Source organism: Variovorax boronicumulans (genome assembly GCF_030812215.1).
GTDB classification, from domain to species: Bacteria; Pseudomonadota; Gammaproteobacteria; order Burkholderiales; family Burkholderiaceae_C; genus Variovorax; species Variovorax boronicumulans_C.
In genome coordinates this window covers 55,277-80,413 of record NZ_JAUSSG010000013.1, presented here as the reverse complement: position 1 = coordinate 80,413, position 25,137 = coordinate 55,277, and the positions used below count along the sequence as shown (strand labels likewise).

21 protein-coding genes are annotated in these 25,137 nt (G+C 69.3%); 9 read left to right on the top strand and 12 right to left on the bottom strand.

The features are described from left to right. Positions 1–45 precede the first annotated feature (45 nt). The 7 genes from J2W23_RS28190 (at position 46) to J2W23_RS28160 (ending at position 10,494) form a co-directional block, all read left to right on the top strand. The gene (locus J2W23_RS28190; protein WP_307651102.1) at positions 46–1,395 is read left to right on the top strand and encodes an SWIM zinc finger family protein; all 1,350 of its coding nucleotides are present in this window, start codon (positions 46–48) and stop codon (positions 1,393–1,395) included. Beyond that, positions 1,392–2,948 carry a DUF5691 domain-containing protein gene (locus J2W23_RS28185; protein ID WP_307651101.1) on the top strand — a complete coding sequence of 519 codons (1,557 nt, stop codon included), beginning with the start codon at positions 1,392–1,394 and terminating at the stop codon, positions 2,946–2,948. The genes J2W23_RS28190 and J2W23_RS28185 overlap by 4 nt, the downstream gene beginning before the upstream one ends. Next, positions 2,945–4,024, top strand: coding sequence for an ATP-binding protein (locus J2W23_RS28180; RefSeq protein ID WP_176661808.1), 1,080 nt, complete (start codon positions 2,945–2,947; stop codon positions 4,022–4,024). The genes J2W23_RS28185 and J2W23_RS28180 overlap by 4 nt, the downstream gene beginning before the upstream one ends. Before the next feature lie 25 nt (positions 4,025–4,049). Beyond that, on the top strand, positions 4,050–6,392 hold the full coding sequence (locus J2W23_RS28175; protein ID WP_307651100.1) for a DUF5682 family protein: 2,343 nt from the start codon (positions 4,050–4,052) through the stop codon (positions 6,390–6,392). A gap of 61 nt (positions 6,393–6,453) precedes the next feature. After that, positions 6,454–7,671 (top strand): VWA domain-containing protein, encoded by a 1,218-nt coding sequence (locus J2W23_RS28170; RefSeq protein ID WP_307651099.1) that lies wholly within the window; start codon positions 6,454–6,456, stop codon positions 7,669–7,671. 7 nt (positions 7,672–7,678) lie between these two features. After that, positions 7,679–8,656, top strand: coding sequence for a Bug family tripartite tricarboxylate transporter substrate binding protein (locus tag J2W23_RS28165; RefSeq protein ID WP_307651098.1), 978 nt, complete (start codon positions 7,679–7,681; stop codon positions 8,654–8,656). Positions 8,657–8,826: 170 nt separating this feature from the next. Continuing rightward, positions 8,827–10,494, top strand: coding sequence for a hypothetical protein (locus J2W23_RS28160; RefSeq protein ID WP_307651097.1), 1,668 nt, complete (start codon positions 8,827–8,829; stop codon positions 10,492–10,494). Here J2W23_RS28160 and J2W23_RS28155 read toward each other — a convergent pair. The 4 genes from J2W23_RS28155 to J2W23_RS28140 are packed head-to-tail and all read right to left on the bottom strand — an operon-like array spanning position 10,484 to position 14,409. Further along, a complete protein-coding gene (locus J2W23_RS28155; RefSeq protein WP_307651096.1) occupies positions 10,484–11,617 on the bottom strand; it encodes a hypothetical protein in 1,134 nt (377 codons plus the stop codon). The genes J2W23_RS28160 and J2W23_RS28155 overlap by 11 nt on opposite strands. Before the next feature lie 8 nt (positions 11,618–11,625). Continuing rightward, on the bottom strand, positions 11,626–12,387 hold the full coding sequence (locus J2W23_RS28150) for a hypothetical protein (RefSeq protein ID WP_307651095.1): 762 nt from the start codon (positions 12,385–12,387) through the stop codon (positions 11,626–11,628). Beyond that, positions 12,377–13,381 (bottom strand): hypothetical protein, encoded by a 1,005-nt coding sequence (locus J2W23_RS28145; RefSeq protein WP_176661815.1) that lies wholly within the window; start codon positions 13,379–13,381, stop codon positions 12,377–12,379. Before J2W23_RS28145 ends, J2W23_RS28150 begins: the two co-directional genes overlap by 11 nt. Next, entirely contained in the window at positions 13,378–14,409 is a 1,032-nt protein-coding gene (locus J2W23_RS28140; protein ID WP_307651094.1) for a glycosyltransferase, read from the bottom strand. The genes J2W23_RS28145 and J2W23_RS28140 overlap by 4 nt, the downstream gene beginning before the upstream one ends. Positions 14,410–14,505: 96 nt before the next feature. Between J2W23_RS28140 and J2W23_RS28135 the strand changes: the two genes are divergently transcribed. After that, positions 14,506–15,846, top strand: coding sequence for a UDP-glucose dehydrogenase family protein (locus J2W23_RS28135; protein ID WP_307651093.1), 1,341 nt, complete (start codon positions 14,506–14,508; stop codon positions 15,844–15,846). Here J2W23_RS28135 and J2W23_RS28130 read toward each other — a convergent pair. Genes J2W23_RS28130 through J2W23_RS28120 form a run of 3 tightly spaced genes read right to left on the bottom strand, consistent with a single transcriptional unit; the run spans position 15,832 to position 19,730 of the window. Continuing rightward, positions 15,832–16,974: a CaiB/BaiF CoA transferase family protein gene (locus tag J2W23_RS28130; protein WP_307651092.1), complete on the bottom strand. Its 1,143-nt coding sequence runs from the start codon at positions 16,972–16,974 to the stop codon at positions 15,832–15,834. The two genes, J2W23_RS28135 and J2W23_RS28130, sit on opposite strands and share 15 nt — an antisense overlap. A gap of 22 nt (positions 16,975–16,996) precedes the next feature. Next, complete coding sequence (locus J2W23_RS28125; RefSeq protein WP_307651091.1) at positions 16,997–17,983, bottom strand: Bug family tripartite tricarboxylate transporter substrate binding protein; 987 nt, start codon at positions 17,981–17,983, stop codon at positions 16,997–16,999. 25 nt (positions 17,984–18,008) lie between these two features. Further along, positions 18,009–19,730: an acyl-CoA dehydrogenase family protein gene (locus J2W23_RS28120; protein ID WP_307651090.1), complete on the bottom strand. Its 1,722-nt coding sequence runs from the start codon at positions 19,728–19,730 to the stop codon at positions 18,009–18,011. Positions 19,731–19,821: 91 nt separating this feature from the next. Here J2W23_RS28120 and J2W23_RS28115 point away from each other — a divergent pair, with 91 nt between their 5' ends. Continuing rightward, complete coding sequence (locus J2W23_RS28115; protein WP_307651089.1) at positions 19,822–20,793, top strand: LysR family transcriptional regulator; 972 nt, start codon at positions 19,822–19,824, stop codon at positions 20,791–20,793. Between the two features lie 5 nt (positions 20,794–20,798). Here the strand turns inward: J2W23_RS28115 and J2W23_RS28110 are convergent, their stop codons facing one another. The 5 genes from J2W23_RS28110 to J2W23_RS28090 all read right to left on the bottom strand — a co-directional run bounded on the left by J2W23_RS28110 (position 20,799) and on the right by J2W23_RS28090 (position 25,135). Next, the gene (locus J2W23_RS28110) at positions 20,799–21,833 is read right to left on the bottom strand and encodes a serine/threonine protein kinase (RefSeq protein WP_307651088.1); all 1,035 of its coding nucleotides are present in this window, start codon (positions 21,831–21,833) and stop codon (positions 20,799–20,801) included. A 34-nt stretch (positions 21,834–21,867) separates the two neighbouring features. Continuing rightward, on the bottom strand, positions 21,868–22,983 hold the full coding sequence (locus J2W23_RS28105) for a DUF2855 family protein (protein ID WP_307651087.1): 1,116 nt from the start codon (positions 22,981–22,983) through the stop codon (positions 21,868–21,870). Between the two features lie 268 nt (positions 22,984–23,251). Then, complete coding sequence (locus J2W23_RS28100) at positions 23,252–23,677, bottom strand: organic hydroperoxide resistance protein (protein ID WP_176661823.1); 426 nt, start codon at positions 23,675–23,677, stop codon at positions 23,252–23,254. Between the two features lie 86 nt (positions 23,678–23,763). Next, on the bottom strand, positions 23,764–24,219 hold the full coding sequence (locus J2W23_RS28095; protein ID WP_176661824.1) for a MarR family winged helix-turn-helix transcriptional regulator: 456 nt from the start codon (positions 24,217–24,219) through the stop codon (positions 23,764–23,766). Between the two features lie 82 nt (positions 24,220–24,301). Beyond that, positions 24,302–25,135, bottom strand: coding sequence for an ABC transporter permease (locus J2W23_RS28090; protein ID WP_176661825.1), 834 nt, complete (start codon positions 25,133–25,135; stop codon positions 24,302–24,304). Positions 25,136–25,137 lie beyond the last annotated feature (2 nt).

Sequence of the window (25,137 nt, the reverse complement as noted above, 5' to 3'; positions counted from 1 at the left end):
GTCTTTCCATTCATCCGCGCCGCGGACCGGCGCGAGGGTGCCCCGATGACTCTCACAACAGAAGCCGTCCTGGCGCTCGCGCCCGACGATGCATCGGCCAAGGCTGCCAAGGGCCTGCTCGCACCGGCCAAGTGGCCCACGCTCGGGTATTCCGACGACGCCGTCTGGGGCGAATGCCAGGGCAGCGGCAGCAAGCCGTACCAGACGCAGGTCGACCTCTCGGGCCCGGTGTTCCGCTGCTCCTGCCCGAGCCGCAAATTCCCCTGCAAGCACGGCCTCGCGCTGATGCTGCTGCGCGCACAGGGCGACGCCAGCTTCACCGCCGCCGCGCCGCCGCCGTGGGTGGCCGAGTGGATCGCCTCGCGCCGCGACAAGGCCGAGAAGAAAGAAGCGCGCGCCGCCGAACCCGCCGCTGCGCCTGACCCTGCCGCGGCCGCCAAGCGCGACGCGCAGCGCTGGAAGCGCATCGAGGCCGGCGTGCAGGAGCTCGCGCGTTGGCTCGACGACCAGACCCAGCGTGGCCTCGCCGCGCTCGGGAGCGAGCAGCAGCAGGCCTGGGGCGCAATGGCCGCGCGCATGGTCGATGCACAGGCGCCGGGGCTCGGCCAGCGCATCACGCAGGCGGCCGAACTCATCGGGGCGGGCGAAGGCTGGCCGGCGCGCTTGCTCGACCGGTTGGGCCGTCTTCAACTGATCGTCGATGCGGTGCCGCGGCGCGAGTCGCTCTCGCCCGCCACGCTGGCCGACCTGCGCATCGCGCTCGGCTGGCCGCAGGACCGCGAAGGCCTGCTTGCGGATGGCGAACGCATCAGCGACCACTGGCTTGTGCTGGGCCAGTGCACCGACGAGCGCGACGCGAAGCTGGTCGAGCGCCATGTGTGGCTGCAAGGCCGCGCGAGCGGGCGGCGCGCGCTGCTGCTCGACTACTCGCATGGCGGGCGCGGTTTCGACACCGGATGGGTCAGCGGCAGCGAACGTGCCGCGGTGCTGTGCTTCTATCCGGGCCACGCATCGCAGCGTGCGCTGGTGGCCGAGTTGCTGGCGGATGCGCCCGCATCGACGCTGCCCGCCGCCGATGCGACCGACGAATGGCATCGCATGGCGCAACAGATCGCCGCCAACCCCTGGCAGCCGCTGCTGCCGATGGTGTGGGCCGAGGCCATTCCCGCGCGGCATGGCGACCAATGGTGGCTGCGGCTCGATGCCGCGCCGCAGGCCCTGCCGATGCAACTGGCGACGCAGGAAGCCTGGCAGTTGCTCGCGCACTCGGGCGGTGCGCCGCTTCGCGTCTTCGGCGAATGGGACGGCGAGCAGTTCGCGCCGCTCACCGCCTGGGGCTCGGGTGCCGCAATCGGCAGCGCGCCGGTCTGGACCCTGGCCGGAGTGCGCACATGAGTCACTGGAATACCTTGCTGCAGAGCGCGCTGGTCGGCACCGCCCGCCAACCCGTGCCGGCCGCCGAAGGAATGGCGGGTGAATTCGGTGGATTGCTGCAGGCGATCCAGGCCGGTGAAGCACAGGGCCAGCTTCTGCGCGTTGCAGGCGCCGTGGCCATCGGCCGCCGGGCGGGCTTCGTGGCGCCTGGCCTCCCGTCTTCCGATGAGCCGATCGCCGCTGCGGACGAGCGCCCTGTGCTGAACGATCCTGCGCTGCAGGCGGCCATCGCCGACGCGCTGGCGAGCGGCCCGCTGCGCCTGCAGCACGAAGGCCTCGCCGCGCTGACTGCCGCGGGCCTGCGCCTGCCCCACAACCTCTTGCCCACCGCGCTCGATGCCGGCCGCCGCGCGATCGACCTGCGACCGGCCGTGATCCCCGCGCTCGGCGAGCGCGGCCTCTGGCTCGCCGCGCGCAACGACGACTGGCGCTACGCCGTCGGCGCGAGCGAGCAGGCCGATGCGGAGACGCGCTGGGACGAAGGCAGCCTCGAGCAGCGCCGCGTGGTGCTGGCCGAGCAACGCCGCAGCGACCCCGCCGCCGCACGCGAACGCCTCGCCGCGGAGCTGCCGCAATTGCCCGCCAAGGAGCGCGCCGTGCTGCTCGGTGCGCTGGCCGAGAACATCGGCCCCGACGACGAAGCTCTTGTCGACGCGCTGCTCAAGGACCGCGCCCGCGATGTGCGCCAGGCCGCGGTCGAACTGCTGCAGCGCCTGCCCGCCAGCGCGCACGTGCAGCGCATCGAGGCTTTTCTTGCACCGCTGCTCTCGCAGGCGGGCGGCGCCTGGCAGATGAACGCCCCCGAGGCCGCCGACCCGCGCTGGAAGGACGACGCCATCGACCCCGTGCGCCCCACCCACGACAACCTCGGCGAGCGCGCCTGGTGGCTCTACCAGCTTGTGCGGCAGACGCCGCTCTCGTGGTGGACCGCGCGCACCGGCATGACACCCGCCGCGCTGCTCGCCTGGGGCGAGAAGAGCGACTGGAAAGATGCGCTCTTTCGCGGCTGGAACGAAGCCATCCTCGTCGTGGCCGATGTCGACTGGTGCGACGCCATGCTCGACCACCATCACACCCAATACAGCCAGCGTGCCTGGGTCGGCCAGTTGCTGGCGCTGCTGCCCCGCGAACGGCGCGAGCGCCACTGGGTGATCGAACTCGGCCTGGAGGGCCGCGGCGTGCAGAACGTGATCGCTTTCGCCGACCAGGCCTGCGCGCCCGGCGAAACGCCGTCGGCCGAACTCTCGCTCCAGCTCGCGGCCGCGCTGCGCACCCGTGTCGAGCGCGGCGACCTCGTCAACGACTACGTGCTGCGCCAGGTGCTCGGCAATGCCGCCGCGTTGCTGCATGCCGATGCGCTGCACCTCCTGGCCGACCTGCCGCGCGCGGCCGAGGAAAGCCCCGGCACCGCCAGCGCATTGAGCGACACCGCGCGCATCGTGCGCTCGCGCCAGCTGTTTTCAACGCTTCGTCTTTCGTCCACTTCTTCTTCCTCATCCCAAGGCCGTCCATGAGCAATGTCCTGCGCCAGCATGCCGAACAGCAATTCGCCGAAGAACTCGATGCGCTCCAGAAGGTCGACGACCGCCAGCGCCCGGCCAACTGGAAACTCTCGCCCTGGGCCGTGCTCACCTACCTGATGGGCGGCAAGCTGGCCAACGGCTTCGAGGTCAGCCCCAAGTACATCGGCAATTCGCGCTTGATGGAGATCGCCGTCTCCACGCTCGCGACCGACCGCGCGCTGCTGCTCTACGGCGTGCCGGGCACCGCCAAGTCGTGGGTGTCCGAGCACCTGGCCGCCGCCGTGAGCGGCGACTCGACGATGCTCATCCAGGGCACCGCCGGCACCAGCGAAGAGCAACTGCGCTATGGCTGGAACTACGCCGAGCTGCTGGCCCACGGCCCCTCGGAAAAGGCGCTGGTGCCGAGTCCGCTGGTGCACGCGATGCGCCTTGGCAAGATCGCGCGCGTCGAAGAACTCACCCGCATCCCGGCCGACGTGCAGGACACGCTGATCACCGTGCTGTCCGAGAAGACGCTGCCCATCCCCGAACTCGGCAGCGAGGTGCAGGCGGTGCGCGGCTTCTCGGTGATCGCCACCGCGAACAACCGCGACAAGGGCGTGAACGAACTCTCCAGCGCGCTCAAGCGCCGCTTTAACACGGTGGTGCTGCCGGTGCCGGCGAGCGAAGCGGAAGAAGTTCAGATCGTCGTCAAGCGCGTGTCCGAACTCGGCCGCGCGCTCGCGCTCCCGGCCGAGCCGCCAGCGCTGCAGGAAGTGCGCCGCGTGGTGCAGATCTTCCGCGAGCTACGCAACGGCCAGACCGAGGACGGCAAGACGCGCATCAAGTCGCCGACCTCCACGCTCTCGACAGCCGAGGCCATCTCCGTCATCAACAGCGGCATGGCGCTGGCTGGCCACTTCGGCGACGGCGTGCTGCGCTCGGCCGACGTGGCCTCGGGGCTGATCGGCGCCGTCATCAAGGACCCGGTGCAGGACCAGGTGGTGTGGAAGGAGTACCTGGAGACGGTTGTGAAGGAACGCACCGACTGGAAGGATCTCTATCGCGCCTGCCGCGAACAGCTCTGAGCCTCGCACGCCACCGCGATTGCACATGGCATCACCGCTGCACTACTTCGGCATCCGCCACCACGGCCCCGGCTGCGCGCGCAGCCTGCTGCGCGCCTTCGAGTCGCTGCAGCCCGACTGCATCCTGGTCGAGGGTCCGCCCGAGGCCGAGGGCCTGCTTTCGTTCATGGCGCATGCCGACCTGCGCCCGCCGGTCGCGATGCTGGTGCATGCGAACGACGACACGCGCCTGGCCGCGTTCTACCCCTTCGCCGAGTTCTCGCCCGAATGGCAGGCGCTGCAATGGGGCGTGAAGCACGCGCTGCCCACGCGCTTCATCGACCTGCCGCAGGCGCATCGCATGGCCATCGAGCAGGCGGCACGCGCGGCCGACGAGGCCAAGGCCACGGAGGCGGAAGTGCCCGCCGAAACGCCGCTCGACGACGACGAGACCGACAAGGTGCCGGTCATCGAAACGGTCGAAGCGCCCGAACAGGAACAGGCGGCCCACGCACTGCCCGACGACCCCTTCGACTGGCTCGCCCACGCCGCCGGCTATGCCGACGGTGAGAGCTGGTGGAACCACATGGTCGAGGAGCGTGGTGACGGCGAGGACCTGTTCGGCGCCATCGCCGAAGCCATGACCGCCGTGCGCGCCGAGACGCCCGAAGACCGCCGCGGCCAGCGTGCGATGGAGCGCGAGCAGTTGCGCGAGGCCTTCATGCGGCAATCGATTCGCGAGGCCGTCAAGGCCGGCCACCAGCGCATCGCCGTCGTCTGCGGCGCATGGCACGTGCCGGCGCTGCAGGGCACGGTGACGGCCAAGGCCGATGCCGCGCTGCTCAAGGGCCTGCCCAAGCTCAAGGTGCTCGCGACCTGGGTGCCGTGGACCTATCGCCACCTCACCAGTGCGAGCGGCTATGGCGCGGGCATCGATTCGCCCGGCTGGTACGAGCACCTGTGGCAGCAAGGCGAGCAAGTGGCAGGCCGCACGACCGGCTGGCTCGCGCGCGTGGCGCGGCTGCTGCGCGAGCACGACCTCGATTGCTCCTCCGCTCATCTCATCGAAGCCACGCGCCTCGCCGAAACGCTCGCCGCGCTGCGCGAGCGCCCCGCGCCCGGCCTGCCCGAGCTCGACGAGGCGGTGCGCAGCGTGATCTGCATGGGCGAGCAGGCGCCGCTCACGCTGATCCGCGAACGCCTCACCGTCGGCGACCGCATGGGCCAGGTGCCGGCCGAAGTGCCGACCGTGCCGCTGCAGCGCGACATCGAACAGGCACAGAAAAGCCTGCGCCTCAAACCCGAGGCGACGGCCAAGACGCTCGACCTCGACCTGCGCCAGCCCAACGACCTGGCGCGCAGCCATTTGCTGCATCGCCTGCGGCTGCTCGATCTGCCGTGGGGCGAGATCACCGCCGGCCAGCGCGCGAGCCGCGGCACTTTCCACGAGGTGTGGCAACTGCAATGGCAGCCCGAGTTCGCGCTGCGCATCATCGAAGCGAGCCGCTTCGGTGCGACCGTGGCGCATGCCGCGAGCGCGCGTGTGATGGAAGACCTGGCGGCTGAAACCTCGCTCACCGTCCTTGCCGAGCAGGTCGACACCGTGCTGCTCGCCGACCTGCCGGTCGCCGTGCAGGCCGTGACCCGCGCGCTCGAAGACCGTGCCGCGCTCACCGGCGATGCGGTGCAGCTCATCGGCGCGGTGCCGCCGCTGGCCAACGTGTTCCGCTACGGCAGCGTGCGCCAAACCGACAGCGCATTGCTCTCGCACGTGCTCGACAGCCTGATCGTGCGCGGCGCCATCGGCCTGCCGATCGCCTGCGGCGCGCTCGATGCCGAAGCCGCCGAGGCGCTGCGCACCCGGCTCATCGCCGCGCACGACGCGGTGCGCCTGCGCGACGGCGAAGAAACCACCGCCGCATGGCACGCGGCGTTGAAGTCCATCGCCTTCGGTGAAGCCGGCGCGCCGCTGCTGCGCGGTGTGAGTTGCCGGCTGCTGCTGGACGATGCGCAGATCGACAGCGACGGGGCCTCGCAGCAACTCGCGCGCAACCTCTCGGCCGGCGCACCGCCGACCGAGGCCGCTGCGTGGCTCGAAGGCTTTCTCAACCGCAACGCGATGGTGCTGCTGCACGACGAAGCCGTCTGGTCGCTGGTCGACCGTTGGCTCTCTGGGCTCGGCGAAGAGCACTTCGTGCAGGTGCTGCCGCTGGTGCGGCGCAGCTTCGCGGACTTTTCGGGTTCAGACCGGCGCGGGCTCGGCGAACGTGCGAAACGCGGCGCGGTCGGCGGCACCTTGCCGTCCGCCGTGGCCGCCACCGATTGGGACGAAACACGCGCGGTGCTCGCGCTGCCGTTGCTGCGGGAACTGCTGGGAGTGAACGCATGAGCGCCGCGCCGGGCCGCCCCAGGCAAGCTCGCTCCGCAGTGCGAAGCACGGAGGTATTTCAATGAGCGTGAATCTTCAGGACCCTGCCGATACCGAAGACAAGGCACTGCCGCCCACCGATCGCCTGCAGCGCTGGCGCCTGGTGCTCGGCAGCGAAGCCAACGCGAGCTGCGGCGCCGTCGAAGGCCGCGTGCGCGAGATCGACCAGGCGCTCGCCGCGCTCTACGAAGCCGACGGCCGTCGCGGCCTCGGCCAGGGCGGGCAGCGCGGCGGCCGCGGCGATTCGGCGCCCAGCGTGGCGCGCTGGCTCGGCGACATCCGCAATTACTTTCCGAGCCAGGTGGTGCAGGTGATGCAGCGCGACGCGATGGAGCGCCTGAACCTGCGCCAGATGCTGCTGCAGCCCGAGATGCTGGAGAACGCGCAGCCCGACGTGCACCTGGTCGCGAACCTCGTGGCGCTCTCCAGCGTGATCCCGGCCGGCACCAAGGACACCGCGCGCGCCGTGGTGCGCAAGGTGGTCGACGAACTGATGAAGAAGCTCGAGGAGCCGATGCGCAGCGCCGTGAGCGGTGCGCTCAACCGCAGCCAGCGCAACCGCCGCCCGCGCCATTCGGAGATCGACTGGAACCGCACCATCCGCGCCAACCTGCGCCACTGGCAGCCCGAATACCGCACCGTGGTGCCGCAGACGCTGGTCGGCTATGGCCGCAAGGCGCGCCAGCCGCAGCGCGAGGTGATCCTGTGCATCGACCAGAGCGGCTCGATGGCGGCCTCGGTCGTCTACTCGAGCATCTTCGGCGCGGTGATGGCGAGCCTGCCCGCGGTGGCGACCAAGCTGGTGGTGTTCGACACCGCCGTGGTCGACATGACCGAGCAGCTGCAGGACCCGGTGGACCTGCTGTTCGGCGTGCAGCTGGGCGGCGGCACCGACATCAACGGCGCCGTCGGCTACTGCCAGAGCCTGGTGCGCGAGCCGCGCAACACCATCCTGATCCTGATCTCCGACCTGTACGAAGGCGGCGTGGAAGACAACCTGCTGCGCCGCGCCAACGAGCTGGTCGAGGCCGGCGTGCAGTTCATCGCATTGCTGGCGCTCAGCGACGAAGGCGCGCCCGCCTACGACCGCGACCTGGCTTCCAAGCTGGCGGCGCTCGGCGTGCCGTCGTTCGCGTGCACGCCCGATGCGTTCCCGGGCCTCATGGCCGCTGCGATCAAGCGCGAAGACGTCGCGACGTGGGCCGCAGGGCAGGGCTTGAAGACGAGCCGCGCGGCATGATGGAGCGATGCCTGGCCTGACCCGACGCAAGCTTGCGGCACTGGCCCTCGCGGCGGTGTCGGTCAGGGCTGCGCACGCGCAACGCGATTTCCCGGCCCGGCCGATCCGCTGGATCGTGCCGTACCCCGCGGGCGCCATCGCCGACATCGTCGCGCGCAGCATCGGCACCCAGTTGGCCATCGACACCGGCCAGTCGGTGCAGATCGAGAACCGCGCCGGCGGCAACACCGCGCTCGGCGCCATCGAGGCCGCCCGCGGACCGGCCGATGGCTACACCGTGCTCTCGGCCGACAACGGCACGCTGGTGTTCAACCCGGCGCTCTACCGCAACCTGAGCTACAACCCGGCGCGCGACTTTGCGCCGGTCACGCTGCTGGGCCGGCTGCCGATGGTGCTGCTGGTCGGGCCCGCCAGCGGCGTGAAGGACGCGCGCGCCTTCATCGCGGATGCGCGGGCCTTTCCCGGCAAGGTCAGCTTCGCTTCCGCCGGCACCGGCACGCCGCAGCACCTGGCGATGGAACTGCTCCAGCGGCAGGCGGGCCTTCGCATGGTGCATGTGCCCTACCGCGGCGCCGCGCCCGCGCTGGCCGACCTGGCGGGCGGCCAGCTGCCCGCGATGATGAGCGACCTGGCCGCGGCCAACCGCTTCATCCAGGGCGGCAAGGCGCGTGCCCTCGCGGTCGCCAATGCCACCCGCCTGCCGCAACTGCCCGCGGTGCCCACCTTCGCGGAACTGGGCATGCCGCGGGTCGAGGCGGCCGCGCTCATGGGGCTGGTGGTGCCCGTGGGCACGCCGCCCGAGCTGGTGGCGCGGCTGCAGCAGTCTGTGGCCAGCGCGATCCACAACCCGGCGGTGCTGCGCAAGCTCGCCGAGTCCGGCGTCGAGCCGGTGGGCAGCACGCCGGCCCAGTTCGAGACGCTCATCGGCGACGAGACGGCGCGCTGGCATCCGCTGATCAAGAGCCTCAACCTGTCGCTCGACTGATCGCGAAGTGGGCAATGTTTCAGTCCCCTTTACGGGGCCTTTGCACGAACTTTGCGCGAACGCGCCGCCGTTCTCACTCTGAACTAAGAGTGGCTGCCTAGATTGGCGCATCGCACATGGAAGGTCGCGCGGACGGGCTGCACGAGGCAGGGCCGGCTCGCACCCAGTCAATGACAACCCGCCGGTTCAATCACGTCATCTTCGCGGACGATTTCTTTCGCTCCGCCGCCAACGGTCTTCCGTACTACGCCGCGAACCGGCGATTCCTGCGGGGCTTCTTCGACTCCACGCTCGGCCGCCTGGGCCTGCCGGTGCGCGAGATGGCGCCGCTGGAAGGCGGCGGCCGCATCGACGTGGCGCGCCTCATGGCCCGGCTCGACCTGCCCGCGACGCCCGCCGGCTGGGCCCGCGCCTGCATCGCCGACCTGCTGCCGGTGCACGGCCGCGAGGGCATGCCGGCCTTCGACCCCGGTTGCCTGGTGATCGGCTGGGGCCTCACGCCGGCGCTGCAGCACTGCGTTGCCCGCAGCGGCGCGAGCTACCTGGACATCGAGATCGATCCGCGCCGCTTCACCGAGCACCTGCATTTCTGCGCGCGCACGAACGATCCGGTCATCGCTGCGGCGCTGCAGGCGCGCCGTATCGATGAAGAGGTGTTCTGGAACCACGCGGCCGCGCTCAAGGGGCACTTCGCGCGGCACGGCGCGCCGGCGCTGTTCGATCCGCGGCTTCGCGTCGGGCTCTTCTTCGGCCAGAGCCTGGTCGACCTGTCGCTGGTGAGCGGCGGGCGCACGATGCACCCGGCGAGCGTGGTCGCGCCGCTGCGTGAACTGGCGCGCAGCGTCGACCTGCTGGTGATCAAGCCGCATCCCTACGAGCCCGCGCTGCACGACCTCGCGCCCATCGCGCGGGCCATTCCCAATGTGGCGTGGACCGGGGAGAACACCTATGCGCTGCTGTCGGCGGCCAATGTGCATTTCGCGGCCAGCCTGTCGTCGAGCGTGCTCACCGAGGCGCGCTACTTTCGCAAGCCAGCGCATGCGCTGATCCGCGCCGATCGCAATGCGGCGGGGCAACTGCCGGTGGCGTGCTCGCCGTGGATACCTGTAGGCCCCGAGCTCGGCGCCATGGATTTCATGAGCGCCATCTGCGGCATCGCTGTCACGGCTGATGCGGCGCCACGCCATGTCGCCGCATGGCCTGCCGCCGCCATCGACCGCGCCTTCATGACCCGCTGGGGCTTCGACGACCAGAGCCGTGGCCTGCACGATGTGGCCGAACTGCAGCTGAGCCGCCCGTACCTGTTCCACCCAGGCAGCCCGGCCGCGGGCTGGCTGAGCCACGGCTGGTCGCCGCCCGATGCCGAGGGTGCGAAGAGCGCCGGCGAGTTGGCGTGCCTGGTGATCCCGCTGCCGTCGCTGGCGGAAACGCTCTCGCACCAGCAGCCGCATCGCCTCGAAGTGCGGATCGATTACCGCAGCAACGCCAGGACCACGAGTGTCCACGCGATGTTCGACGGCACGGTGCTGCCCGGTTCCTGCACCACCGGCGCCAGGCGGCGCAGCCTCGTGTTCGAGGTGCAGCCCACGGCCGGCAGGAAGTGCCTGGTGCTGCAGTTCGTTGTGGCCGATGCAGCCGACGTGGGCAAAGGACGCCGCACCGCCGCGCAGCCGGTCTTCACGCTCAGGAAGATGCAGGTGTCGCTGCGCACGGCGCGGGGCGTGGTCTCGATGCCGCCGGCGGTGTCGTCGGCGCAGTGGTCCGAGATGCGGCCGGTGCGTGCGCTCGCCCGCGTGTTGCGCGCGCTGCGCGACTCGGCGCGCGGGGTTACCGGGTAGGCGGCGCGGCGGCGAGACCGTGGAGCAGCGCCGTCCAGTGCTGCAGGCGCGCGATGGCGGCCTCGCGCCCTTCTTGCGCCGCCTGGTGGGCATCGCCGCTGTCGGCGAGCGCGAGCAGTTCGCTCGCGGCAATCGTCACGGCGCGCGCGAAATCCCCGGTGCGGCCCTGCCACACCACGATGCGATGGTGCAGGCCCAGGTGCGCTGCGCGCTGCGCGTTGATCGCCTGCTCGGGCTGGTCGGTCAGGAGCAGCAGGATCGGCTTGCGGTACACCGCCGCGATCGACAGCGCCGCCATGCCGGGCGCCGAGACGATGAAGGCGCTGCGCGCGGCCATCTCGATCCAGTGCTCGTCCTGTGCATGCCAGCCCGTGCGTTGTGCGTAGCCTTCGCCGACGAGGTGCGCCGGCACGCGCGCCTCGGCCAGTCCGCGCTCCAGGCCTTCGGCCAGCGCGGCTTCCTTGAAATGCGGATTGAGGTAGACCGCGGCCTGCGGCGCGAGGTCGTCGTGCGCTTCCGTGTCGGCGCCCATCACCGCCACCGGCGTGGCGAGCCGGTGGCCACCGCGTCCGTCGTCCTGCGGCTCGCCGTAGGCGAAGTCGTGCGCGATGCGCGCGCGGCTGCGGTCGATCTGCCACGCCACGATGCGGCCGAAGATGCTCGCCATCCACGCCGGCATGCGCCCGCTGAAATTGGTTTCGAGTGCATGCCGCAGGCTCGCGCCGTACACATGCACCACCTTGCGCCGCCAGCCCGGCATCCAGCCCATGAACAGCAGCGCGGGGTGGAAGGAATCGTTCACCACCAGGTCCGCATCGCGGAACCACGCGCGCAGCCGCAGGATGTCGCGCAGCATGCGCCCCGGGCGGAACACGTAGTGCGCCACGTTGCGGTCGGTCTCGCGGCGCAGCATGTTCTGCTCGCGGTCGAACTGCACCGCGTAGTGGCGCGAGAGCACCGGCGCCTCGATGCCGAAGCCTGCGAGAAAGCGCGCGCCTTCGTCGGAGGTGGTGAGCACCTGCACGCTCGCGCCCGTGGCGCGCAGCGAATGCGCGAGCAGTTGCGCGCGCATCAGGTGGCCGCGCGCGTCCGCGGTCGCGAGGTAGACGATGCGCGGCGGCATCGATGGACTCAGGCGGCGACCGGCCGCGCACGGCCGGGGCGCAGGCGCAAGGCCAGGCCCGCGACGTACATGCCCAGCGCGCCGGTGATGCCGAAGCCGCGTTCGGTGTCGCGCACCTCGTGCATCAGTTGCGCGAGCCTGGCTTCTTCGTGCGGCGCCACGCAGCGCTGCAGCGTGTGGCTGCACAGGCGGATGTGGCGGTCTTCGTCGGCGAGCACCCGCGTGAGCAACGGGTGCAGCGCATGCAGGGGCCCGATCAGCGCGCAGTGGCGCTGAAGGATGCGCGAGGCCATCTGCTCGGCGGCAAGGCCGATGGCATAGGCCGGCACGAGGCCGCCGTGCGCGAAGTGCGGCGCATGGCGCCGGATGAGGCGCTGCCAGCGTGCGAGCTTGCGCTGGCTCAGCCAGTCGGGCTGCGGCGCCTCTTCGGGCGATGCGGCCGCCTGCGCGGTGCCGCCGCGCTCGGCGATGGCATCGGCGAAGAGGCGCGCATGCAGTTGCTCGTCGGCCAGGTGTTGGTCGAGCTGGCGCGTGAGCCACGCGGGCGCGCTCGCGCGCAGCTCGCGCTGCAGCGCCTGCTCGGACGATTCCTCGCCGACGAGATACAGGCGCAACAACATCACTTCACCGGCGCGGCTTGCATGCATCTGGCGCAGGGCCGCGCGCTTGATGTGATGCACCAGCCGCGCCTGCAGCGCCGGCCAGCCGCGCAAGCGCGGCGGCGCGAGGCAGTCGAATGAGAGGGGCGGCGAGGCGGCGTCAGCGTCCATCGGCCTTGGCCACCGGGGGCCGCTGTGGTTGCTGTTGCTGCTGCCAGCCGAGCACGAGGCCGATGAAGCTGTCCTGCAGGAACGCGCGTGCCGATGCATCGGCGCCGGCGAACTCGCGCTGTTGGCCGTCGTAGCGCACATAGCCCTTGCCACCCGCGGCGCCGAGCACGAGCTTCTCGTTCTTCTTGAAGCCGCGCTGCATCAACGGCTGCAGCAGCGATTGCGATTCGAGCCCATAGAGGAACAGGTCGCGCTGCACCACCTGGCGCGGAATCTGCCCGCTCAGCGCCTGCAGCTCGAGCGACCAGTTGCCCTGCCGCATCGCCTCGGAAAGCTCGCTGCCCTTGGCCGAAGGCGCACGGAAACGCGCGCGCGCCACCGACTTGGAGGCACGGCTCAAGCCCAGGCCGACGGTGATGTCCGCATCGGTGGCGCCGCCCGCGCGGTTGTCCTGCACCTGCACGATCTCGTTGGCGAGCCGCGCGGCGATCGAGGGCTTGGAAAGCGTCTCGCTGATCTGCGCCGGCGTGAACACCACGCGCTCGGCGCTGCCTTCGATCACCACGACCTGGTACGGATCGATCCGGATGTCGCTGAACTCGCCGCCGACGGGCGAGTGCGCATGGCTGCTCACCGACCACTCGTTGCCCGATCGGCTCACGAGCGCGTGGAAGGTCAGCGGCACGCGCTGGCCGCTGCTGCGCGACTGGCCGGAGCCTTGCAGCAGCACATCGCCCACGATGGTCTTCTCGCCGTAGACGCGCGGGTTGGCGAAGCGGATGGTGTGCGCGGCGCTGTCGAGTGCGGCGCGCGTGTCGGCATCGTCCAGCGCGAGGCGGTTGCACTCGTTCGCGGGGCCCGCGAGCGCGGAGAAGGGGCAGCCGCTGTCGGACTTGAAGTTGAAGACGCCGCGGCCGGTGAAGTCGGCGGCGCTCGCCGTGGCGCATGCGCCGGCCAGCACGAGAAGGCTGGTGAGGATGTTTTTCTTGTTCATGTCGGGCGATGGTAGGAAAGCGCCTGGGCACCCGCGTTGGTGCGGCCGGTCGTGTGCAGTCCGATGCCGCGCGCGAAGGCGCCCAGCATGTCGATGGCCGAGAAGCCCACGATCAGCGCCACGCCCGCGAGCCAGCGGAGGCCCCGCAGCGGAGGCAGGTCTTGATGGTTGAGTGCGCGCACGCTGAAGCCCAGCCGCGTGAACAGCACGCACAGCGGCCCGATCGGTCCGCTCTTCGCGAGCCACTGCCAGCGCGCCGATACGTAGCTGCGCAAGAGGTGCGGCGTGAGCGAGTACGTGTCCTGCCCGCGCATCCAGCGCAGCTTGAGCGCCTCGGCGCGCGTGTCGGGCAGGCGGTGTTCGGTGTGGGCCGCAGCCGCGTAGTAGATGGGGACATTGGCTGCCTTCAGGCGCATGCCCAGCACCTGGCAGTGCGCGCGGTACACGCCGTCGAGCGCCTGGTAGCTGTGCCGCTCGAACACGTCGCGGCGGAAGGCCACGTTGTTCGCGTAGAAGTTGCTCGTGGCGCCCGCATGGTCGGCGTTGGGGAAGTACATGAAGTCGATCGTCGTGAGCGCGGTGCCCACGATGTTGGCCGCGTAGCTCGTGCGGCCGGCCACCACGGCGGGCGCATCGGCGCCACGTGTGAAGGGCGTGAGCATCTGCAGCAGCCAGTCGTCGTCGGGCAGGCAGTCGGCATCGGCGAACACCACGTGGTCGCAGCGCGCCGCATCGGTGGCCGCGAAGCCGACGTTCTTGGCGTCGTAGTAGCCGGTGGCGGCGTCGATGCGCACGAAATCGATGGGACGGCCCGCCAGCGCGGTGACGGCCTCGCACGATGCGGCGCTCAGGCCGTCGTGCGTGATGACCACCTGGGCCAGGGCCGTGAGCGGCAACTGCTGCTTCGCCAGCAGGGCGACGAGGCGCTGCAGACTGGTGCTTGCGGCGGCTTCGGCATCCGCTCCGCCGCGCAGGTTGTTGGTCTCCAGGACCAGCGCGCAACGCGCGGCAACTTGATCGGGCATCATCGAATTTTCCTGTCCGGACATTGTTTTGAAGGCTTGCACCCTGCTTTTATCTCACAACCGCCGCTGCTGCCAGTGCCTTAAGGAAGGGGGCTGCGCATGAAGGCGGCCATCTTCGGCGCGGGTTATGTGGGCCTTGCATTCGCCGCCTGCCTGGCCGAAGCCGGGCACGACGTGCTGTGTGCGGACGCCGATACAGGCCGCATCGAAGGGTTGCAGCAGGGGCGCATGCCGTTGCACGAGCCGGGGTTGGAGGCGCTGGTCGCAAAGGGGCTTGCTGCGGGGCGATTGCGGTTCACCGCCGACGAGCGCGCCGCGAGCCTGCATGGAGACGTGCTCTTCATCGTGGTCAACACGCCGGCCGATGCAGAAGGCGATGTCGACCTGCGGCATGTGATGGCCGTGGCCCGCAGCATCGGGCAGCATCGCGATCGCGACGCGGTGGTCGTCTGCAAGTCCACCGCGCCGGTCGGCACCGCGGAGCAGGTCGAGGCCGTGTTGCACGCGGCGCTTTCTCAACGCGGTGCGGCGCATCGCATCGCGGTGGCCGTGAACCCCGAGTTCCTTCGCGAAGGCTCGGCCGTGCGAGATTGCCGCGAGCCCGACCGCGTAGTGATTGGTGCGACCGACCCCGCCGCCATCGACCTGCTGATGCGGCTCTACGAACCCTTCGTGCGCGATCCGGCGAAACAACTGCTGGTGATGGACCGGCGCTCGGCCGAACTCACCAAGTACGCCGCCAACGCGATGCTCGCGGCCCGCATCAGCTTCATGAACGAGATGGCGCGCGTGGCCGAGCATGCGGGCGCCGACATCGAGATGGTGCGCCGCGGCATCGGCTCGGACCGGCGCATCGGCCCCGACTTCCTGCAGGCCGGCGCGGGCTATGGTGGCTCGTGCCTGGCGAAGGATGTGCGGGCGCTTCGGCATCTGGCCGACCGCGAGGGACAGCCGCTGCGCATCCTCGCGGCGGTGGAAGCTGTGAACCATGAGCAGAAGGGCCGCCTCTTCGACCTGATGACACATCACTTCGAAGGCAACATCGCGAACAAGACCATCGCGCTCTGGGGCCTGGCCTTCAAGCCCGACACCGACGACATGCGCGATGCGCCGAGCCTCGTGCTGCTGGAGCGCCTGTGGGCGGCGGGCGCGCGCGTGCAGGCGCACGACCCGGCAGCGATGCCGAATGCGCACGCCATCGTCGGCGAGCGCGGCGACGTGCGCTGGTGCGATACGCCCGAGGATGCGTTGCAGGGCGCCGACGTGCTGGCACTCGTGACCGAATGGCCCGTGTTTCGCCGCCCCGATCTCGCGCACATCGCCAGCGCATTGAAGACGCCCGCGATCTTCGACGGCCGCAACATCTACGACGCCGCCGAAGTCGAAGCCGCCGGCATCGCGTACTACGGCATCGGCCGCGGCCGTTCAGTGCTGCGCTGAATCGTCCGTGGGCAGGAAGGTGCTGCCCGGCGTCAGCGGTGCATGCCGGTAGCTCGCGGGCGTGCGGCTCAGCTTCACCGGCGCGCCGATGCCGCGGTAGCCGCCGGGCATCTCGACCACCATCTCGCGGTGCAGCGTGTGCGGATGCTGCAGCGCATCGGCCACCGGCAACACCGGCGCGGCGGGCACGCCGGCAGCCATCAGTTGGTCGACCAGCGCACGTCCGTCGAATGCCGCCATCACCGCCTCGAGCCGCTGCTTGAGTCCGTCGCGGTGCACCGAGCGTGCACCGGCCGTGCGGTAGAGCGGATCATCCGCGAGGTCGGGCAGGCCGATGCAGCGACACAGGCTCGCGAATTGGCGGTCGTTGCCCACCGCGACGAACACCGGATCGGTGCCCGTGGCCAGCGCGTCGTAGGGGTAGATGTTGGGATGCGCATTGCCCGTGCGGCGCGGCGCCGTGCCGTCCATGAACCAGTTGGCCGCGTGCGGATGCAGCAGCGAGAGCCCGCTGTCGTATAGGGCCGCTTCCACGAACTGCCCACGGCCGCTGCGGTTGCGCTCCTGCAGCGCGAGCAGCACGCCGATCACCGCGTTGAGACCCGTCACCATATCGACCACCGGCAGACCCACGCGCAGCGGGCCGCCGTCGGCTTCGCCGTTGATGCTCATGATGCCGGTCATCGCCTGCACCGCCGCGTCGTAGCCGGGCAGCGCGCCCAGCGGCCCATCGGCGCCGAAGCCCGACACGCGGCACCACACGAGGCGCGGAAAGCGCTGCGAGAGCGTCTCGTAGCCGATGCCCCAGCGCTCCATCGTGCCGGTCTTGAAGTTCTCGATCAGCACGTCGGCCTCGGCCACCAGCGCGAGCAGTGCCTCGCGGCCCTCTTCGGTCGAGAAGTCCAGGTGCTGCACGCGCTTGTTGCGGTTCAGGCCGTGGTAGTACGAGGCCACGCCTTCCTTGAAGGGTGGCCCCCAGGTGCGCGTGTCGTCGCCCTGCGGCGGCTCCACCTTGAGCACGTCGGCGCCGTGGTCGCCGAGGATCTGGCCGCAGTACGGGCCGCCGAGGATGCGCGAGATGTCGAGGACGCGGATGCCCGCGAGGGCGCCTTGGGGAGGAGATGTCATGTCGGTGTTCCGTGCGTCGCCGTCAGTCGAGCTGCGCGCCGGACTTCTTCACGACGTCCTTCCACTTGGCCGATTCGCTCACGATGAACTGGCCGAGCTTCTGCGGTGACGTATCGGCCGAGGCTTCGAGCCCTTGCGCCGCGAACATCTGCTTCACCTTGGGCGAGTTCAGCACTTCGGCAAACGCGTGGTTGAGCTTGGTCACGCGGTCCGCGGGCGTGCCGGCCGGCGCGACGATGCCGAAGAACACGCTCACGTCGTAGCCCTTGTAGCCCTGCTCCGAGATCGTCGGCACGTCAGGAAGCGCCTGCGAGCGCGCGAGCGTTGCCACGCCCAGTGCGCGCAGCTTGCCGGCCTTCACGTAGGGCAGCGCGGTGAGGATGTCGGTGAAGGTCATGCTGACCTGGTTGCCCAAAAGGTCGTTGAGCGCCGGGCCCGTGCCCTTGTAGGGGATGTGCTGCAGGTCGGTGCCGGCCACCGAGTTGAACAGCACGCCCGCCAGGTGCGACGACGCGCCGTTGCCCGACGAGGCATAGCTGAGCTTGCCGGGGTTGGCCTTGGCGTAGGCGACGAGCTCGGGCACGGTCTTCACCGGCAGCGCCGGGTTCACCACCAGGATGTTGGGCAGGTAGCCGACCTGGATCACCGGCGCGTAGCTCTTGACCGGGTCGTAGTTGATCTTGCGGTAGAGGCTCGCGTTGATGGCGAGCGGGCCCGAGGTGCCGAACAGCAGCGTGTGGCCGTCGGCCTCGGTGCGCGCCACGTACTCGGCGCCGATGTTGCCGCCCGCGCCCGCGCGGTTCTCCACGATCATGGGTTGGCCCAGGCGGTCCTTCATCTCGGCGGCGAGCGTGCGCGCCATCGCATCGGTGGGGCCACCCGGAGGGAAGGGAACGACCAGCGTCAGGGGCTTGGAAGGGAAAGGGCCTTGGGCTTGTGCGGTGGGTGCCGCACTCAGCAACGCGGCGCACGCGGTGACCGCGGCGAGAAGATGGGTGAAGTGTCGCAAGGGAATGTCTCCGTTTTTTTGTGAATCAGGCGATGGCTTTGGCGGTGCGCATCGCGGTGTTGTTCCAGTCCGCGGGCATCGCGTCGGGGGCGAGCGGGTCGCGCGGCAACACGCGGTGCAGCAGCACCAGTTGCGCCCAGCGTAGGCGCGCGGCAGAGCCGCTGCGGCTGGCCTCCCAGGCCATCGCGATGCTGCTCGTGCAGTGGTAGAGCGCCGATGCGGCCTGGCGCGCGAGCACATCGCCGCCTTCGCGTGCCGCGGTCTCGGCCAGCGCTGCGGCGCGTGCCAGCGAGTCGTGCAAGGCTTTGGCGAAGGCAGGCGCGAGCGTCGCATCGTCGAGCAGCGTCTCGCAATGCGCGCGCAGCACCGGCAGCGAGCCTTCGCGCTTCACCGCGCGAATGACGTCCAGCGCCACGATGTTGCTCGTGCCTTCCCAGATCGAGCCCAGGTGCGCATCGCGCACGAGGCGCGGATCGCTCCACTCCTCGATGTAGCCGCAGCCGCCGCGCACCTCCATCGCATCGCCTGTCACCTTGCGCGCGTCGCGGCACGCACGGAACTTGATGAGCGGCGTGAGGATGCGCAGCAGCGCGTACGCATCGGGCTCGCCCGCATCGGAGCGCGCGAGGGCCAGCGCGGTCTGGCACACCATCGTGCGCGCCTGCTCGGCCGGCAGGCGCAGCTTGTCGAGCTGGCGCTGCATCAGCGGCATCTGGTCGAGCGTGCGGCCGAAGGCGCGGCGTTCGGAGGCGATGTATTCGGCCTCGGCCACCGCGCGGCGCATGAGGCCCGCAGCGCGCACGCCGTTCGACAAGCGCGAGTTGTTCACCATGTCGGCCATCTGTACGAAGCCGCGGCCTTCTTCGCCGACGAGCCAGGCGACCGCGCCTTCGAGCCTGATCTCGCCGCTCGCCATCGAGCGCGTGCCCAGCTTGTCCTTCAGGCGAATGATCCGGTAGTGGTTGAGGCTGCCGTCCTCGAGCCGGCGCGGCAGCAGGAACAGCGACACACCCTTCATGCCCGCTTCGCCATCCTCGGCGCGCGCGAGCACCATCGCAAAATCGGCATCGGGGTTGGAGCAGAACCACTTGTCGCCGGTGATGCGCCAGCTGCCGTCGGCCTCGCGGCGTGCCATCGTCGCGGTGGCCGCGATGTCGGAGCCCGCGGCCTGCTCGGTCATGAACATCGCGCCCTGCGCGAGCTCGTCGAAGTCGAGCGAGGTCAGGCGCGGCAGGAAGCGCGCGACCAGTTCGGGATTGCCGAACTTCTTGAGCGTGCGCGTGAGCGAATCGGTCATCGAGACCGGGCAGCACAGCCCGAACTCGGCCTGCACGAAGAGATAGGTCAGCACGTACTTGACCAGCGGCGGCATCTTGCCCCTCCAGCCCAGCGTCTCGTCGCGGTGCGAGATCGCTGCCAGGCCGAACTCGCTGAGCGCAAGGCGTTCCATCTCCACGTAGGCCGGATGCTTGAGGACCTTCTGCTCGTCCAGGCCCGTGCGGGTGCGTTGCTTCAGTGTGGGCGGATTGCGGTCGGCGGTGCCGGCCAGTTCGTCGAGCAGGCCGCCCGCGAGGCCGCCCAGGCGCTCGAAGTGCGGCCGCATGTGGGTGCGCAGGTCCTCGGGCAGGTAGAGCGCGAGCAGGTCGTGCAGCTCGGTGTCGGCGGTGAACAGGTTCTGGCCGTGGCGGTCGGGAATCGGATGGGCGTGCGCAGTGGGCAGCGCGGCATGTGCGGCGTTTTCAGGCATGCGTTTGTCTCCTGGGTTCGCTGCATTGTTGAAGCTGCGACGATCCGTGTCTAATATCGAATTGGTCTTGTTCGATTCGATCTGCCTATTCATGGAACTGCGACACCTGCGCTACTTCTCGGTGCTGGCCGAAGAGCTGCACTTCGGGCGCGCAGCGCGGCGCCTGTCGATTTCGCAGCCGCCGCTGTCGGTCGCGATCCGCCAGCTCGAAGAGTCGGTGGGCGCGCGGCTGTTCGAGCGCAACAGCAAGGAGGTGCGGCTCACGCATGCGGGCGAGGCGCTGCGCATCTCGGCGCGTCGCTTGCTGCAGCAAGCGGAAGAGGCCGCGACGGAGGCGCGCGATGTGGCGACCGGCTCGGCGGGGCGCCTTCGCATCGGCTTTGTCGGCGCGATGCTCTATCGCGGATTGCCGCCCGCGCTGCGCGCATTCCAGGCAAAGCACCCGGCGGTGCGTATCACGCTGAACGAACTCAACTCGGGCGTGCAGATCGCCGAACTGCTGCACGACCGGCTCGACCTCGGCTTCGTTCACACGAGCCGCATGCCGCCCGAGCTGCATCACCGCCTGCTGCTGTCGGAGCCTTTCGTGTGCTGCCTGCCCGCGGGACATTCGCTCGCCCGCAAGAAGGTGCTGGCCCCGGCCGACTTGCGCAACCAGCCTTTCGTGCTGTTTTCGCGCGAGGCCTCACCGGACTATCACGAACGCATCCTGTCGATCTGCGCCGACGCGGGCTTCCTGCCCGAGGTGCGGCATGAAGTGCGCCATTGGCTCGCCGTCGTTTCGCTGGTGTCGCAGGGCATGGGCGTTGCGCTGGTGCCGCAGGCAATGCGCAACTCGGCCCTGCGCGGCGCTGTGTTCCGGCCGCTCGATCGGCCGGTGGCGCAGTCGGAGGCCTATGGCGTGTGGCGCGCAGGCCCGCCCAATGTGCTGGTCGAGCGGCTGCTGCAGGGCGTCGCCAACACGCAGCCGGCCACCGCCGGGCCGCCCCAAGGTGGCCGGGCCTCCCCCATGGGGGGTGGCGAATTACACGCAGCGAAGCGAAGTGAAAAGCCGGGGGGCTGACATTTCTAGGCGTAGAGGGGGTCTTCGGCCATCTGCTCGCACTGGTCTTCCAGTACGAGGATCTGCCCCTTCCAGTAGTCGCTCGAGCCGAACCACGGGAAGTTGATCGGGAAGATCGGGTCTTCCCAGCGGCGCGCGAGCCACGCGCTGTAGTGGATGAGCCGCAGCGTGCGCAGCGGCTCGATCAGCGCGAGTTCGCGGCGATCGAATTCGCGGAACTGCTCGTAGCCGTCGAGCAGGCCCGACAGCTGCGAGGTGCGCTGCGCGCGGTCGCCCGAGAGCAGCATCCACAGGTCTTGAACGGCAAAGCCGGTGCGCGCGTCGTCCAGGTCGACGAAGTGCGGGCCGCCGCCGGGGCGGTCGGTGGGCGTCCACAGGATGTTGCCGGGGTGCACGTCGCCGTGCAGGCGGAGCTTGCGCGGCTGGAAGTCGGAGGCCGGCGGCTGCAGCGCGAGGGCGGTCGCGCGGACCATGTCCAGTGCCTCGTTGCAGGTCTTTTCCCAGTCGCGCTGCATGTCGAGCGGGATCTTGTCGTTTTCCAGCAGCCAGTCGCGCGAATCGAGGCCGAAGGTCTGCAGGTCGAGCGCGGGACGGGCCTCGAAGGACTTGGCGCTGCCCACGGTGTGGATGCGCGCCAGGAACCGGCCGACCCATTCGAGCACCTCGAAGTTGTCGAGTTCGGGCGCGCGGCCGCCGCGGTATGGACTCACGCTGAAAGCGAAGCCGGCGTGGTGGTGCAGGGTCTTGCCGCCGAAGACCAGGGGCGGCACGGCCGGCACTTCGGCCGCGGCCAGCTCGAGCGAGAAGCCATGCTCTTCGAGGATCTCGGCTTCGCTCCAACGCTCGGGGCGGTAAAACTTGACCACCACCGCACTGCGGTCCTCCAGGAACACCTGGTAGACCCGGTTTTCATAGGAGTTCAGGCCGGTGAGCCGGCCGTCGCCGTGCAGGCCTAGCGTCGCGAGCGCGTCGAGCACCACGTCGGGCGTGAGGCTCTCATAGGGATGGGTGTTGGCGGGCGCCGCGGGGGAAGGGGTCATGCAGCGATTGTCGCCACCCCCGCCGCCTTCGCCGTCACAGCCCGCCGGGTTGTTTGTAAAGCGAAAGGATATGGCCGGTGCGCGGGTCGCCCTTGCCGGCCAGCACCTGCGCATAGGCGGCCTGCACCGCCTCGCCGCCGCGGTGCTGCTCGGCGTGCAGCCAGGGGTTACTCACGTCGGTCACCGTGGCGAGGAAGTTGCGCCAGGCGGCCACCATGCGCCGGCCGAATTCTTCCGCACCCCATTCGGCGGTGCGCTTCTTGATCTGCGCGGGCGCGAAGAACAGCGTGGCGCGCGGACCCGACAGGCTCTTGCCCGCGCCCTTGGACGCGAGCTGCTCCACATGCGTGCCCCCGATCGAGCAGCTGTACTTGAGGTTCGCGAAGCGCTCGTGGATGGCGTTGCGCAGCCCGCCGTTGCCGGCGAAGTCGATGTACACGCTGGGCGTGTCGGCCGCGATCGTGTCCAGCGCGTCGTAGGTCACCACGCGGTGGTAGCAGCCCAGGCTTTCGCAGAAGGCCACGTTGCCAGGCGAGGTGAGGCCGATCACCTCGATGCCCTTGCGTTGATGCAGCTGGAAGGCGGTGCCGTAGGCCGTCTTGCTCGATGCGCTCGAGAGCAGCATGGTCGTGGCGCCGAAGAAGTCGTTGTCGGCCATGAAGTCGTCGATCAGCCACGAGGTGATGAACAGCGGGCGCAGCAGCGCCTGCAGGTCTTCGGTGTCGGTGGTGTAGAGCGGATCGGCGTTGCAGCGGAAATACTGGTTGTAGACCGCGGGCAACTCGGCGCGGTGCGGGGCCGCGTCGGTGAAGCGCCCGGGCGAGAGCCGGTCGGGGCTCAACACCGCGCTCGACGCCATCGGCCAGTAGCCGTAGAGCCGCTCGCCCACCGCCACACCCGGGTGCAGCGATTGCGTCACGCTCGCGAAACCCCACACGGGGATGCTGCCCCAGCCTTCTTCCTCGGAAGGGAAGAACTGCCAATAGCTCATCGCGTCGCCGAAGGCGGCGTAGGTGATGTTGTTGGAGGTGAGCGCAAAGCTGTCGATGCGCACCCGCACCTGGCCGTCGGCCAATGGCTGGTCGGTGGCGGTGTGCAGGCGCGTGGTGGGAAGGCTGTCCTTGCGGACGAGGAGGCTGGTGGTGCTCATGGTGTCGATCTCCACGGTGCGTTGAAGGGCGTGCGGCCACATTAGCCAAGCTTGATGAAAGGCGCTATCGCGTTGTCCCTTTCCGCGTCACCCGTGAGACAACGCCGGCCATGAAAAAAGCGCCCCGGCTTGTGGCTGAGGCGCTTTCTTTGAAGCTGTCGGATCCCTTCAAGGGAACACCGAGGAACCGGCTTTGCCGGGCCTCAGGTGTTGCCCCCGGTAGGGGGTTGGCGAAGCGACACGAAGTGCGCGCAGCCTGGGGGCGAGCTCAAACAATCGTCAGTTCGACGTCGATGTTGCCGCGCGTTGCGTTCGAGTACGGGCAAACCTGGTGAGCGGTGTCGACCAGCTTCTGCTTCTGTTCGGCATCGAGGCCAGGCAGCGTGATCGCCAGTTGCACCGAGATGCCGTAGGCAGCGCCGCCGTTCGTCGGGCCGAGGGAAACCTTCGAGTCGATGGCCACGTCGTCGGGCACCTTCACGCTGATCTTCGGGCCGACGGCCTTCATCGCACCGATGAAGCAGGCTGCATAGCCGACCGCGAACAGCTGCTCGGGGTTGGTGCCGGGCTTGCCCGAACCGGGCGAGCTGAGCTTGACGTCGATCGCGCCGTCGCTGGACTTGCCTGCGCCGTCACGGCCGCCGACGGTGTGGGCTTCTGCGGTGTAGAGCACTTTGTCGAGCTTGGTGGTCATGGTGATTCCTTTGATGATGAAGGGAGGGGTGGGTGAAAAAAGCTTCTCTCGTTTTTCGATCGAAGCAGGGAGAAAAACGTTGTCGGTCAGGCCGCCTTCTTGATGCGGTCGCGCAGTGTCTGGATTTGCTGGGTGAGCGCAATGAGTTCGGGCACCGAGCATTCGGTGGCAGCCATGAGGCAACCGGGAACGCTGGCGGCGCGCGCCTTCAACTTGCGGCCGGCGGCGGTGAGCGTGATGTGCACGCGGCGCTCGTCGGCCACGTCGCGCACCCGTGCCACGTAGCCGTTGGCTTCGAGACGCTTGAGCAGCGGGGTGAGCGTGCCGGAGTCGAGCGAGAGGCGTTCGCCGAGTTCGGAGACCATCAATCCGTCTTGCTCCCAGAGGGCCAGCATGACGAGGTATTGGGGGTAGGTGAGTTGCAGCTTTTCCAGCACCGGCTTGTAGAGCCGGGTCATCGCCAGCGAGGCGGAATACACGGCGAAGCACAGCTGGTTGTCCAGCTTGAGCATTTCGTCGGCGGAGACGGTGGTGGAGCGCATGGGTCGAATTCTAGCGAACAATTAAATTGTGCGCAATGTAATTTGAAAGCACCCGTTTCCGGATGTCCTCGGCCGCAGGTCTTCAGGCCTTGAAGCGCTTGCGCGTCAACGCCAGCGCGATCCAGAACGCCACGACCGCATACACCGCCAGCACGCCCGCATGCAGCCACCAGTCGGCCGGCCACTGGTCCATGAAGAGCGGCCGCACCAGCGCGACCGCGTTGGTCAGTGGAAGCCATGCCGCTACGGCCTTCACCGCCGAAGGCAGTTGTTCGAGCGGAAAGAACACGCCGCTCAGGAACATCATCGGCGTCATGAACAGCGTGAAGTAGTAGGTGAAGAAGTCGTAGCCCTTGGCGAGCGCATTGAAGATCAGCGCAATCGACGAGAAGGTGATGCCCGCGCCGATCAGCACCAGCCACGCGACGATCAACTTGGGGCTGTGGCTGATGCCGAGACCCAGCATCACGAACAGGATCGCGGTCACGGTGAAGATCGACTTGAACGCGGCCCACAGCATCTCGGCGAGCACGATGTCATCGAGCCCGACCGGCGCATTCATGATGCCGTCCCAGGTCTTCTGCACATGCATGCGCGAGAAGGCCGAATACAGCGCCTCGAAGCTCGCCGCATTCATCGCGCTCATGCAGATCGAGCCGCTGGCGAGGAACAGGATGTAGGGCACCTTCACGCCGTCCACCGCCACCTGCCCCACCAGCGCGCCCATGCCGTACCCGAAGGCCACGAGCCAGATCAGCGGCTCGGCGATGTTGCCGATGAGGCTCGGGATCGCGAGCTTGCGCCACACCAGCAGGTTGCGCAGGAACACGGGCCACCAGCGCAGCGAGATCTCGGGTGCGCGCCACGGAGAGGGTGCGGGCGGCGCGGGGTTGGTCGTTGCAGTCGTCGTGTTCATGG